Genomic DNA, 13,741 nt, shown 5'->3' with positions numbered 1-13,741 from the left:
GTTATGCTACAACGATTGATAGAATTCTCACAAGCTTTCCGATTCAATCGTCACACAATCCGATGTCAAGCGCTGCGGTACGGGACAAATGTTATTGACGCACCATATTCATGATGCGAAGATCACAAAACGGTTTCGGCCATCAGCGCCATACAAAGAGAAAGATTCCGCCGTATCGACGAAGGAGACGTGTCAGATGAGTGAGCCGGTTGCGGTCGCGGCCGCGTCATCGCCTCAGGTTCCATTGATCCGTGTTGCGGGCGTCACCAAACGATTCGGTGGCGTGCAGGCGCTGCGCGGCGTCAGCCTCGACGTATTGCCCGGCGAAGTCCATGCGTTGCTCGGCGAAAACGGCGCCGGCAAATCCACTCTGATCAAGATTCTCAGCGGCGTGCATGCCTATGACGACGGCGTCATCGAGATTGCCGGCCAGAAAGTGGCGTTCGACTCGCCGGCGCGCTCGCGTGAAGCCGGCGTTGCCGTGGTCTATCAGGATCTGAGCCTGGTCGAATCGCTGTCGGTCGGCGCAAATCTGATGCTGGGGCGCGAGCCCCGCACCCGTCTCGGTTTCGTGAAGAACCGGCAACTGATGGCCACCGTCCGCGAATTCCTCCACTCGCATGGCATCCCGCTCGACCCGCGCACGCCGGTTGGCGCATTGCCGTTCGCTTACCGGCAAATGACCGAAATCTGCAAGGCGCTGATGGGCGACGTGCGCGTGCTGATTCTCGACGAACCGACCTCGGCGCTGACCGGCGGCGAGGAACAGATTCTGTTCGACGCGATTCGCGCGGTCACAGAGCGCGGCGTCGGTGTGATCTATGTGACGCATCGTCTGAACGAGGTGTTCAGGATTTCGCAGCGTGTCACCGTGTTTCGCGACGGAGCCAACGCAGGGGTGTTCCAGACCGCGCACACCGATATGAAGCAACTGGTCGCAGCCATCGTCGGACCCGGTCATGCGGCCTTGCAGGCGCGGGAGCGGACGGCTGCCGGCATGGCGGGTGACGAACCGTTTCCCGGACAGCAGACCCTCGCGACCTTCCATGCCGCTGCCGCGCCCGTACTCAAGTTGTCGAACGTCAGCAACGACAGGCTTCGCCACGTCGACCTGCTGATTCGCCGCGGCGAGATCCACGGGCTTGCGGGATTGATCGGCAGCGGACGCACGGAGATCCTGCAAACCATTTTTGGCATTCGCACGATCGAGGCAGGCGCGATCGTGATCGAAGGTCAATCCCGCGCGCGTATGACGCCGGCCGAAGCCATCCGGCTCGGGGTCGCGCTGGTGCCGGAAGACCGTCATCTCGAGGGGCTCGTTCTCGACCATTCGATCGAGCGCAATCTGACCTTGCCGCGCTTGCCGCAATTCTCGCGTTGGGGGTGGCTGCGCAGCCAGGCGGCCGTCAATCAGGCGAAGCACTCGATGAAGGAACTGGCCGTCAAGGCGCCGGGCTCGTCGACCCCGGTCAAGTTTCTCTCAGGCGGCAACCAGCAGAAAGTGGTCTTTGCGAAGTGGAATCACCCGCGTCCCAAGGTTCTTCTGCTCGACGAACCGACAGTCGGCGTGGACGTCGGCGCGCGCGAGGAGATCTACGACGTGATCCAGGACGCCGCGCACGCGGGCACCGGCGTGCTCGTCGTGTCCTCAGACCTCGACGAGCTGCTGCGCCTGTGCGCGCGGATTTCGATCGTCGTGGACGGATCGATCGTCAGGACCATTGAGCGTGCCGATCTCGCCAACGCCGAGGCGCTTCATCACCTGATCCAGTTGTCCCGTTCCTCCATCGAGTCCCTCGACGGGACTTCTTCCAGGGCGCATTCAAAATGAACGATTCTGTCTCGCCGATGACGGCCGAACGGCAGGCATCGCCACCGCGCAAGAGCCGCATGCGGCGCATCGCGCAACTCCTGCTGCAAGGCGAGCGGCCCTATGCACTGTACGGCGCGTTCGCCATCCTGCTGGTGGTGTTCAGTTTCGCGTCGCCCTGGTTTCTCTCCATCGATAACTTCCTGAATATCGGCCGGCAAACCGCGCTCGTGTCGATCATCGCTGTCGGCATGACCTTTGTGATCATCGCGCGGCAAATCGATCTCTCAGTGGGCTCGACCCTGGCGCTGTCGGGCATGTCCGCGGCGCTTGCCATGGCGCATGTCGGCGACAACTGGATCGTCGGCGCGATTGCCGGCATCGGCACCGGTGCGCTTGTCGGCGCGATCAACGGGGTCGTGAGCACGCGGCTGAACATCCCCTCCTTTCTCGTGACGCTCGGCACCTTGAGCGCCGCACGCGGACTCGCCCTGATGGTGACGACCACGCGGCCGGAGATCATCACCAACGACTCGTTCATCGCGATCTTCGGCGAGGGCGACATTGCCGGTGTGCCGGTACCGATCGTCTGGACCGTGCTGACCGTGATCGCCGGCATCCTGCTGCTGCATTACAGCGTGTTCGGCCGGCAGATCTATGCCGCCGGCGGCAATCCGACGGCGGCGCTCTACTCCGGCATCAACACGCGACGCGTGACCACCCTCGCCTTCATTCTCACCGGCATGCTGGCCGGACTCGCCGCACTCGTGCTCTCGGCGCGCTCGCATGCGGCACGGCCCGACGTCGTGCAAGGCATGGAGCTCGACGTGATCGCTTCGGTGACGCTCGGCGGCTGCAGTCTGTTCGGGGGCCGCGGCTTCGTGCTCGGCACGCTGCTCGGCAGTCTCATCATCGGCACGCTCAACAACGGGCTGGTGCTGCTCGGTGTCAGTTCATCGCTGCAGCTGGTGATCAAGGGGGCCATCATCGTCGCGGCGGTGGCCTTCACCAGAAAGTGACGAGGGCAAGTCGATCGCGTATGAGTTCGCGTGCCCGCGCTGTTCGTGAATGGCAGGAGACGTAACACCAACATGAAGACCAACGGAGAAGAAACATGAAACATCGTCGTGGCTCTGGATACGTTCTACCCACTCTCATGGCGGCCGCCCTCATGGCGCTGGCAACGCCGGGCGCCTACGCGCAATGCGTGACGAGTCTGCCGGTCGGATCGATCGGTCCGAAGACGATTGTCGGGCAAGGGCCGAACGGCGAAAAAGCGGCCTCGGTGGATGCCGTCAAGCTGAGCGACGCCGACATCGCCAAAATCAAGGCCGGCAAATTCAAGGTCGGTATTTCGATGCAGACCATGAATCTCGACTGGTCGCAACTGCAGGTGCAAGGCATCACGGATACGCTCAAGAAGTACGGTGTGGAAGTGATCGGCACGGCGTCGGCGGAATACCAGGTCGACAAGCAGATCGCGGACATCGAGAACACCATTCAGCGCCATCCCGACGGCATCATCTCGATTCCGGTCGACGGTACGGCGACGGCCGCCACCTACAAGAAAGTGTCCGAAGCCGGTATCAAGCTCGTGTTCATGGACAACGTGCCGACCGGCCTGAAGCATCCCGAGCAATACGCGTCGATGATTTCCGCCGACAGCGAAGGCAACGGCCAGATCGCGGCGAAGGTGCTCGCCTCGTGCGTGCCGCAAGGCGGCACCATCGGGCTCGTGAATTTCGGCGTGGACTACTTCAGCACGACGGAGCGCACCAAGGCTGTCAACGACTGGTTCAAGAAAAATCGTCCCGACATCAAGATCAAGCAGGTCGCGTTTACGGATCCGTCCAAGGTGGGGCAGATCGCGGGCGATTTCCTGACCGGCAATCCGGACGTCAAGGGTCTGTTCGCCGTCTGGGATCAACCGGCGCTCGACACGCTGACGTCGATGCGGGCACAAGGGGTGAATATTCCCGTCACGACAGTCGACCTCGGTCTGCAATCCGCAATCGAGATCGCCAAGGGCGGACCGCTGAAGGCAACCGGCTCGCAACGTCCGTACGATCAGGGCGTGGCCGAGGCCATGGCGATGATGAAGGCGCTGATCGGCCAGACGCCGCCGGCCTGGATCGGCGTGCAGTCTTTGCCGGTGGTTCAGTCGAATGTGCTCGAATCGTACAAGACGGTGTTCAAGAAGGACCCGCCGCCGCAGCTTGCGGACGCATGCAAGAAAGCCAAGCCGGCTTGCGGTTGACGCTGGCCGCGTGACACCTTGCCCGGGCGGAGCAAGGTAATATTATGGTTTGGCGCCCGGCGTACAGCCCGTCACGGCTGATATGTCGGGCGCCCAACGCAGCAGCCATACCATCGGGCAACGGGCCACGCATCGACTGTTATGCTCGCGTCCCGTGCCGTCATTCCATCCGCCATCCATGAGTTCTGCAAGCCGCCGTATTGCGCATCTGGACATGGACGCGTTCTACGCGTCAGTCGAACTCCTGCGCTATCCCGAACTGCGCGGCAAGGCGGTGGTGATCGGCGGCGGGCGCAACGGCGCGCCGCAAACGCTTGAAGACGGCAGCCGCCGCTTCGCAAAGCTGCGCGATTACGCGGGCCGCGGCGTGGTGACCACCTCCACTTACGAAGCCCGCGCGCTCGGCGTGTTCTCCGCGATGGGCATGATGAAAGCCGCCGTGCTCGCGCCGGATGCGATTCTGCTGCCCACCGATTTCGAGTCGTATCGCCACTACTCGCGCCTGTTCAAGGCGGCGGTCGCGACCTTCACGGACCGGATCGAAGACCGCGGCATCGACGAAATCTACATCGACCTCACCGAGCTGCCCGGCGAGCCGCGCGAGATCGCCGCGCGCATCAAGCAGGCCGTCAATCAGGCAACCGGCCTCACCTGCTCCATCTGCGTCGCGCCGAACAAGCTGCTGGCGAAGGTCGGCTCCGAACTCGACAAACCCGACGGCCTCACGATTCTGACGCCGGAGGACGTGCCGCTGCGGGTGTGGCCGTTGCCGGTGCGCAAGGTCAACGGGATCGGACCGAAGGCGGCGGAGAAGCTCACCGCGCTCGGTCTCGCCACGGTCGGCGATCTGGCGGCGGCAGACGCGGGCCTGTTGCAGGATCACTTCGGACGCAGCTACTCGGCCTGGCTCATGCAAGTCGCGCAAGGCTACGACGAGCGGCCGGTGGTGGTCGAATCGGAACCAAAGTCGATGAGCCGCGAGACGACCTTCGAACGCGATCTGCATCCGCGCCACGATCGGCCGGCCCTGTCCAGTTCGTTTACCGGCTTGTGCGTGCGGGTCGCGGAAGACCTGGTGAGGAAGGGCTATGTGGGCCGCACGGTGGGTATCAAGCTGCGCTACGACGATTTCCGCACGGTCACGCGCGACCTGACGCTCGACGAACCGACGGCCGACGCCACCGAGATCCGGCGCGCGGCAACCGAGTGTCTGCGACGGGTGGAATTGAACCGCAAGCTGCGGCTGCTGGGTGTGCGCGTCAGCGCATTGACACCGGCCAATGCGCAAACGGTGAAGACGCGCGTACCGGTTCAGGCCGATTTGCCTTTCACCAACGACGATTGACCCGCGACGATTAACCCGCGGCCACCGCCGCGACACCGGCATTCGCGCGTGCCGCCGGGGCGCTGGTTTCCACACTCGAGGCCGCAATCGAAAACGTGAACGTATTGATCCCGTTCGCGCTTTCCGCCGACACCGCGCCGCGATGCATCTCCGCAATCGCCTTCACGATCGCGAGACCCAGCCCGTGGTTTTCGCGGCTATTGGTGCGAGACACTTCCGCGCGATAGAAGCGGTCGAACAGGTGTTCGAGCACGCCCGGCTCGATGGGCTCGCCAGGGTTGGCCACCGCCACGCGCACCTGATCCGGCGTGTTCGAAATCGTCACCGTGATCGCCGCGCCAGGCGCGCAGTGCTGGATCGCGTTCATCAGCAGATTCGTGCACGCACGCCCGAAGAGCGAGCGGTTCACGCGCGCCACCGCATCGCCGCGCAACTGCGCGTGCACGCGGGCTTCTTCAAATGGGATCTCCAGAAACTCCAGCGTGTGCGCGACTTCCGCGGCCAGCGACACTTCGACGAGCCCCGTCGCGCGCTCGCCCTGGTCGGCACGGGCGAGGAACAGCATGTCGTTGATGATCGCGCGCAGGCGTTCGAACTCTTCGAGATTCGATTGCAGCGTATGACGCAAATCGTCGACCGAGCGGTTGCGCGTCAATGCCACTTCGGTCTGACCGATCAGAATCGTCACCGGCGTACGCAGTTCGTGAGCGACGTCCGCGTTGAACGATTCGAGGCGGCCATAAGCGCCGTCCAGACGTTCGAGTGCGCCGTTGAAGGAGTTGGCCAGATCGTTCAGTTCGAGCGGCAGCGAAGCGGTATTCAGACGTTGCGAGCGGTTGTTCGGGCTCACTGCGGACGCATCTCGCGTCAGGCGCGTCAACGGCGCGAGACCCAGCCGGGTGACCGAGTAACTCAGCAGCAGCACGGCGAGACTGCCCAACGCGGACAGCGCGGCGAGCGCCGAGCCGAACACGCGCATGGTGCGGAAGTTGGGCGAACAACTGGCGGCGACCTGCAATTGCACCGCTGGGCGGGCGCCATTAGCCGCTATCGGCACGGTGATAGTCAGCATGTCCGCGCCGCCGCCGGCTGGTGCAATAGTCGCGTAGCCGCCCGCCCAGCTCGATACCACTGGGCCTTCGACCAGCTTGCCGTAGTGGAAATACGGATCGGCACTCGACACCGCATAGATGGTGCTGCCGTCGCGCGGCGTCATGTCGGTGAGTTTTTCACGCGCCATGCGCCACTTTTCCGGCGTCACCGCATGAGAGACGATGATGCGCGCGATCTCCGTGCGATCGTCGAGCGACTCGCGCAGGTGATGCTGAAGTTGCGTGCGCAACACCACAAAGAGCCCGGTTCCTACCAGCGTGAACACGAGCAGCGCCACCAGCGCGAACATCAGCGCAAGGCGGCGTGCAATAGAACGGTTCATGTTTGCTCCGCCTCTTCACGTACTTCGAGCACGTAGCCCATGCCGCGCACGGTGTGCAGCAGCTTCGAGGGAAACGGGCCGTCGAGTTTGGCGCGCAGCCGCTTGATCGCGGTTTCGACCACGTTCGTATGGCTGTCGAAGTTGACGTCCCACACGAGTTCGGTAATCGCGGTCTTCGAGAGAATGTCGCCCTGGCGGCGCGCCAGCACGCTGAGCAACTGGAATTCCTTGGCGGTCAGATCGAGACGCACGCCGTCGCGGGTGGCGCGCCGGCCGATCAGATCGACGAATAAATCGCCCACGGAAATCAATGTGGATTCCTGCGAGCGCGTGCGGCGCGCCAATGCATGCAACCGCTCGACCAGCTCGAGAAAGGAAAAGGGCTTGGTGAGGTAGTCGTCCGCGCCTTCGCGCAAACCCCGCACGCGGTCGTTCACATGATCGCGCGCCGTCAGCATGATGACCGGGGTCGACTTGCGCATGCGCAGCGCCTTGAGCACGCTGAAACCGTCGCGTTTGGGCAGCATCACGTCGAGGACGATTACGTCGTAATCGAATTCGGTGGCCAGATGCATGCCTTCCTCGCCGTCGAGCGCGACGTCGACGACCCAGCCTTGCTCTGTCAAACCGGAGCGCAGGTAGTCCACCACCTTATGCTCGTCTTCAACGATCAGCAATTTCATGCGCATCCCCTTGTATCTGCATTATACGAAACGCCTCGTTTTCCGTTTCCCGTTTCCCGCCTTCCTGTCTGGCCGTGTCATTCGTCGGGCGGCTCACTTCGCGGGAACCATCGCCTCCTTCGTGTTCGTTGCGTTCGTTGCGTTGGTTGCATCGCCGGGCCGCTGCGTGCCCGACATGTCCGTGCCGGCACCCTCCCAGCCGCCGCCGAGCGCCTTCACCAGCGACACCGACAGCGTCATCTGCTGACCATGAATCTGCACGTCCTGGCGCTCGCTGGTGAGCAGCGACTGCTGCGCGGTGATGACGTCGAGATAGGCGACGAGGCCGCCCGAATAACGATCGTTGGCGAGCGCCAGCAGATGCTGCGCATCGCTCACCGCCTCGTGCGACTGCTTCGCCGCGCCGTCCAGCACCGACAGACCGGTGATGCCGTCCTGCACCTGCTGGAATGCGTTCAGCACGGTTTGCCGATAGTTCGCCTCGGTCGCCTTGTAGCCTTCGCTCGCGTATTTCACGTTGGCCGCGCGGCGGCCGCCGTCGAACAACACCTGGCCGACCGTCGCGCCGAGCGTCCACATCAGCGTTGGCGCGCTCAGCAGGCTGGCGAACTGCGTGCTTTCCCAGCCGATGCCCGGCGTCAGCGTCAGGCTCGGGAAAAACGCCGCCTTGGCGACGCCGATCTGCGCGTTCGCGGCCGCCATCGCGCGCTCGGCCGAGGCGATATCCGGGCGCCGTTGCAATACGTCGCTCGGCAGCCCAAGCGGAATCGGCGGCACCTGCGTGGCGAGCACGCGAGACTCGATTGCGAACTGCGGCGCGGGTACGCCGATCAGCGCGGCAATCGCGTGCTCTTGCTGCGCGCGCTGATTCAGCAGCAGTTGCGCCTGCACCCGGGTCGAATCGAGCAGCGACTTCTGCTGCAGCACGTCGAGCCCGGACACCGAGCCGAGATCGTGCTCGGCCGTGACGTAATCGAGCGCCTTCTGCTGCAGTTTCACCGATTGATTCAGCACGTCGATCTCGGCGTCGAGTTCACGCAGCGAGAAATAGTCGGTGGCGAGATCGGTAGTGAGGACGAGGCGCGCGTTGGCGAGGTCGTCGGCCGATTGCTGCGCCGAAGCCGTGGCGCCTTCCACCTCGCGACGTATCCGGCCGAATAGATCGGTGTCGTAGTTGATGGTCGGGCCGAGCTGCACGTTGTTCTGCACCGTCGACACAGTCGGCGTGGCGTAATTCGTTTGCGGCCGGTTCTGTGAAATGCGGAAGCGCGAGCCGGTCGCGCTCAGATCGACCTCGGGAATCTGCTGCGCACGGGTGTTGGCGAGCGTCGCTTTGGCCTGCTCATAATGCGCGCTTGCCGCGGCCAGCGTCTGATTCTGCGCCAGAGCCTGCGTTTCCAGCGCGGTGAGCGTCGGGTCGCCGAACGCGCTCCACCAGTCCGGCGACATCGGTGCATGCGAAGGCGCCGCGACGCGCCAGTACGAATCGGTTTGCCAGTCCGGCGGCACTTCGGCTTGCGGTCGCTGATAATCCGGGCCGACGGTGCATGCGGCCAGCAATGCCGCGCTTGCGGCGGCCGCGAGTGCCGCAAGCGCACTGCGTGACGCGTGTGACGTTCGTGATGTGAGTGCCCGGTCAGCGCCCGCCTGCTTCGCGATCACGACGCCCCCTTGCCGTTTTTCTGCGGCGGCGCGATCTGCACATGATCGCCGTCCGAGATCGAATCGCTCGGGTTGATGATGATTTTGTCGCTCGCCTCGATGCCGCTCTCGATTTCGAGCGATTGCCCCAGGTCCTGCGCGATCACCACTTTGCGCAACGTCACATTACCCTTCGCATCGACCACCGCGAGCCGCGGACCTTCGGCGCGAAACAGCAGCGCATTACCCGGCACCGACAATTGCGCATGAGCGGCCGCGGGCACCGCAACCTGCACATAGGCGCCGGGCCGCAGCGTGCCGTCGGGATTCGGCAAGGTCACTTCGATCTGCAGTGAACGGGTTGGTACGTCGATCGCGCCGGAGATGTGCGTGATCTTGCCGTGGAACTGCTGACCCGGCAGTTCAGCCTGCGTGACCACCACGTCCTGTCCGACCGACACGTTCTGCGCGTAAGCCTGCGGCAGTTGCACATAGACTCGCAACGGGTCCGACTGCGCAAGAGCAAACAACGCGCGGCTCGTGCCGCTGCCCGCATCGATCAGATCGCCGACGTCGACATTGCGCTGCGTGACCACGCCCGCAAACGGCGCGACGATGCGCTTGAACGATTCGAGTTGCTGGAGGCGCTTCACATTGGCGTCGGCGGCGGCGAGATTGGCGACATCCTGCGTGTAAGCGCTCTGCCGTTCGTCGAGTTCCTGCTGCGAGACCGCATCGCGTTGACGCAGTTGCTGCCAGCGTTGCGCCGAGCTTTTGGCAAGCTCGAGACTCGAACTGGCCTGTTGACGCTGCGCGAGAGCCTGCGCGAGTTCCTGGTCAATTTCCGGCGTGTCCAGATCCGCAAGCAGTTGACCTTGCTTCACGCGAGCGCCGATATCGACGTACCAGTGCAGCAGATAGCCGGTGGCGCGCGCGTAGATCGGCGACTCGACATAGCCGCGCAGCGTGCCCGGCAGCAAGGTATGGCCGCCACCGCCCGTTTCCGTCGGGCTGACCACGTTCACGTACTGCGTGGCGTTCTGCGTTGTCGTGGCGACGACTGCGCGGCTCTGCAGAATGTTCGCGACCACGGTGCGCAATGCCCCCACGGCGAGCAGCGCCAGCACGATCCAGACGGCGATTTTGGCGCGCTTCCATTCGCGATTGCGCGGCGGCAAGCTGTGGCCGCCTTCGGTCTCCCGCGCGGGAATCGCCAGCGATGCATGAGTTTTTTCGGTCATCTCAGTCAGTCATCTCAGTCAGCTATCTCAGTCAGCCGTCAATTAACGTTACGCGGGCTTGCCATCACCGCCGTGGTCCAACGTGGGGCCGTCGTTGCCATGGCCGGCGCCGTGGCTGCCCGTACTATCCGTGTCGTCATCGTCGCGATGGCGCCGCGCGAGGCGGGTATGAATGCCAGCGAACACCACCGGCACGAAAAACAGCGTGGAGACGGTGGCGAACAGCAAGCCGCCGATCACCGCGCGGCCCAGCGGCGCGTTCTGTTCGGCGCCTTCACCGAGACCGAGCGCCATCGGAATCATGCCGATGATCATCGCGAACGCGGTCATCAGCACCGGCCTGATCCGGCTCGCACCGGCTTCGAGCGCGGCGGTAAGCGGCGGTGCGCCGGCGGAGAGCCGCTGGCGCGCGAACGACACCATCAAAATACTGTTGGCGGTCGCGACACCCATCGTCATGATCGCGCCGGTCAAGGCCGGCACGCTCAGATGCGTGCCGGTCAGGAACAGCATCCACACGATGCCTGCCAGCGCCGCAGGCAACGCGCTGATGATGATCAGCGGATCGACCCACGACTGGAAATTCACCACGATCAGCAGATACACCAGCACGATTGCCATCGCCACGCCGAGGCCCAGACCGAAGAACGAACTGCGCATGGTCTGCACCTGGCCGCGCACGATGATCTGGCTGCCGCGCGGCAGCGAGGCGCGCACGTTATCGACGAGCTTGTCGACCTGATTCGCCACGCTGCCGAGATCGCGCTTCTCGACGCTCACGTACAGGTCGATCACCGGTCTGATGTTGTAGTGCGTGACGTCCGCGAACTGGGTGTGCGGCGAGACCCGCACCAGGTTGCCGAGCAGTTGGGTCGGCCCCGTGGCGGAACCCGACACCGGTGTGCGCAACAATTCATCGATCGACGAAATCCGATACTGCGGAGTTTGCACCCCGACGCTGTACTCCACACCATTTTTGTCGTTGAACCAGAACCCCGGCGAAGTCTGCGAACTGCCCGACAACGAAATCAGCACGTTTTGCGCCACGTTGCTTGCGCTCAGATTGAGTTGCTGCAGGCGCGTGCGATCCATCTGAAGATTGATCGCCGGTTCGTCCAGTTTCTGCTGGATGTGCGTGTCGACCGTACCGGGAATCATCCGGACCTGCTTCAGCAGCTTGCGTGCGACGTCGAAGTTGCCCTGCTGATCCGCACCGGAAATCTGCACGTCGACGGCGGCGGGCAGGCCGAAATTGAGAATCTGCGTGACGATGTCCGCCGGTTGAAAGAAGAACTCGACGCCCGGAAAGCGCTGCGGCAGGATCGCGCGCAGTTTGTCCATATAGCCTTGCGTCGGCTTGTGGTTTTCCTTCAGGGCCACCTGAATTTCGCCATCGAGCGTGCCGATCGTCCCCGCGTTGCTATACGAGAGGTTGATACCGCTATACGGCAAGCCGAGGTTATCCAGGATCGTGCCGAGTTCATCAGTCGGCACGACCTGGCGAATCACCTTCTCGACCTCGTCCGCGAGACGCGCGGTTTCCTCGATGCGCGTGCCGGTCGGCGCACGCATATGCAGACGAATGTCGCCGGCGTCGACACTCGGGAAAAAGTCCTCGCCGAGCACGAAAACCAGCCCCATCGACACCACGCAGAAGCAGAGAAATATGCCGCCAAACCTGCCGCGACGCACCAGCACGCTGCTGAGAATCACAATGTAGGCGGAACGCATGCGCTCGAAGCCGTTATCGAAACGCAGATAGAGGCGGCGAAACAGATTCGGTCTGGCATTCGCCTTGGGCTTGTGCGCATGGCCCATCAGCAGCATGGCGAGCGTCGGCACCAGCGTACGCGACAGCACGTACGAGGCGAGCATCGCGAACACCACCGCTTCCGCAAGCGGCACGAACAGATAACGCGCGACGCCGGTCAGGAAGAACATCGGCACGAACACGATACAGATACACAGCGTCGAGACCAGCGCCGGCACCGCGATTTCGCCGGCGCCGTCGAGAATCGCATCGTGAAGATTCGTACCCATATGCAGGTGCCGTTCGATGTTTTCGATCGTCACCGTCGCGTCGTCGACAAGGATCCCGACCGCCAGCGCAAGGCCCCCCAGCGTCATGATGTTGATGGTTTGGCCGAGCGCATGCAAAGCGATCAGCGAAGACAGAATCGACAGCGGGATCGAAATCGCGATGATGCAGGTGCTGCGCCAGTTACCGAGGAACAGCAGGATCATCGCCGCAGTCAGCGCAGCGGCCACCAACGCTTCGCGCACTACGCCCTGTACGGCCGCTTTCACGAAGACGGACTGGTCGAACAGGGCCGTGATGCTCAAGTCCGGCGGCAACGCGGCGCGCACGTTTGGCAGCAATTCTTTCAGCGTATTGACGATCGAAAGTGTCGACGCGCTGCCGCTCTTCAGCACCGAGATCAGCACGCCGCGGTGGCCGTTCTGCCGCACGATATTGGTCTGCGGCGAAAAACCGTCGCGCACATGGGCCACTTCACGCAGGTACGTTGTCGCGCCATTGAGCGTGCGCACCGGAATGTCGTTGAGTCCCTCCACCGTGGCGGGTGAGCCGTTCATGTTGATGGTGTATTCCCGCGGCCCGATCTTGGCCGTGCCGGTCGGCAGAATCAGGTTTTGCGCATTGAATGCGCTGACGACGTCCAAAGGCGTCAGGCCCTTCGCAAGCAACGCACGCGTGTCGAGGTCGACCGAGATCAGACGCGATTTGCCGCCGTACGGATAGGGCACGGCCGCGCCCGGAATCGTTACCAGTTGCGGGCGCAAAAAGTTCAGCGCGGTGTCGTTGAGCGCCTGCTCGGAAAGCTTCGGGCTCGACAAGCCGAGCTGGATCACTGGAATGCTGGAGGCCGAATAGCTGATCACAAGAGGCGGCGTCGCGCCCGGCGGCATCTGCTTGAGCTGTGCCTGCTCGACGGCCACCGTCTGCGCGATCGCGGTCTGGATATTCGCATTCGGCTGCAGGAACACCTTGAGAATCGTGATGCCCGCCAGCGACTGCGATTCAATGTGCTCGATGTCGTTGACCGTAGTGGTCAGACTGCGCTCGTTGACGGACGTGATGCGGTTGGCCATGTCCTCGGCCGACAAGCCCGTATAACTCCAGATGATGCTGACCACCGGAATATTGATCTCCGGCAGCACGTCGACCGGCGTGGTCAACAGCACGAACGGCGTCGCCAGCAGGATCAGAATGGCCATCACGATGAACGTGTATGGCCGCTTAAGCGCTACGTTGACGATCCACATGAAACGCGCCCGAAAGAATGCCGGTAAGGGAGGGGTGAATCAGC

At 63.3% G+C, this 13,741-nt stretch carries 8 protein-coding genes and 1 pseudogene; 4 read left to right on the top strand and 5 right to left on the bottom strand.

What is annotated here, in order from left to right:
* The first annotated feature begins 196 nt into the window (after positions 1 to 196).
* From HWX91_RS35365 to dinB, 4 genes are all read left to right on the top strand, one after another.
* Complete coding sequence (locus tag HWX91_RS35365; RefSeq protein ID WP_042277248.1) at positions 197 to 1,831, top strand: sugar ABC transporter ATP-binding protein; 1,635 nt, start codon at positions 197 to 199, stop codon at positions 1,829 to 1,831.
* Positions 1,828 to 2,829 (top strand): ABC transporter permease, encoded by a 1,002-nt coding sequence (locus tag HWX91_RS35360; protein WP_028200260.1) that lies wholly within the window; start codon positions 1,828 to 1,830, stop codon positions 2,827 to 2,829. The genes HWX91_RS35365 and HWX91_RS35360 overlap by 4 nt, the downstream gene beginning before the upstream one ends.
* Positions 2,830 to 2,924: 95 nt before the next feature.
* Positions 2,925 to 4,067 carry a substrate-binding domain-containing protein gene (locus HWX91_RS35355; RefSeq protein ID WP_028200261.1) on the top strand — a complete coding sequence of 381 codons (1,143 nt, stop codon included), beginning with the start codon at positions 2,925 to 2,927 and terminating at the stop codon, positions 4,065 to 4,067.
* 178 nt (positions 4,068 to 4,245) lie between these two features.
* Positions 4,246 to 5,412 carry a DNA polymerase IV gene (gene dinB / locus HWX91_RS35350; RefSeq protein ID WP_028200262.1) on the top strand — a complete coding sequence of 389 codons (1,167 nt, stop codon included), beginning with the start codon at positions 4,246 to 4,248 and terminating at the stop codon, positions 5,410 to 5,412.
* Here the strand turns inward: dinB and HWX91_RS35345 are convergent.
* The 5 genes and pseudogenes from HWX91_RS35345 to HWX91_RS35325 all read right to left on the bottom strand — a co-directional run bounded on the left by HWX91_RS35345 (position 5,379) and on the right by HWX91_RS35325 (position 13,697).
* Positions 5,379 to 6,847 (bottom strand): annotated as a pseudogene (locus tag HWX91_RS35345) (heavy metal sensor histidine kinase). The gene dinB and the pseudogene HWX91_RS35345 sit on opposite strands and share 34 nt — an antisense overlap.
* Positions 6,844 to 7,530, bottom strand: coding sequence for a heavy metal response regulator transcription factor (locus HWX91_RS35340; protein ID WP_028200263.1), 687 nt, complete (start codon positions 7,528 to 7,530; stop codon positions 6,844 to 6,846). Before HWX91_RS35340 ends, HWX91_RS35345 begins: the two are co-directional and overlap by 4 nt.
* 93 nt (positions 7,531 to 7,623) lie before the next feature.
* Entirely contained in the window at positions 7,624 to 9,090 is a 1,467-nt protein-coding gene (locus HWX91_RS35335; RefSeq protein WP_042277271.1) for an efflux transporter outer membrane subunit, read from the bottom strand.
* A 98-nt stretch (positions 9,091 to 9,188) separates the two neighbouring features.
* The gene (locus HWX91_RS35330) at positions 9,189 to 10,412 is read right to left on the bottom strand and encodes an efflux RND transporter periplasmic adaptor subunit (RefSeq protein ID WP_028200264.1); all 1,224 of its coding nucleotides are present in this window, start codon (positions 10,410 to 10,412) and stop codon (positions 9,189 to 9,191) included.
* A gap of 48 nt (positions 10,413 to 10,460) precedes the next feature.
* Positions 10,461 to 13,697: an efflux RND transporter permease subunit gene (locus HWX91_RS35325; RefSeq protein WP_028200265.1), complete on the bottom strand. Its 3,237-nt coding sequence runs from the start codon at positions 13,695 to 13,697 to the stop codon at positions 10,461 to 10,463.
* Positions 13,698 to 13,741: the final 44 nt, after the last annotated feature.

Source organism: Paraburkholderia fungorum (assembly GCF_902833645.1).
Classification (GTDB): domain Bacteria; phylum Pseudomonadota; class Gammaproteobacteria; order Burkholderiales; family Burkholderiaceae; genus Paraburkholderia; species Paraburkholderia fungorum.
The sequence above is the reverse complement of the archived record's forward strand: the minus strand, read 5'-3'. Positions and strand labels throughout refer to the sequence as shown.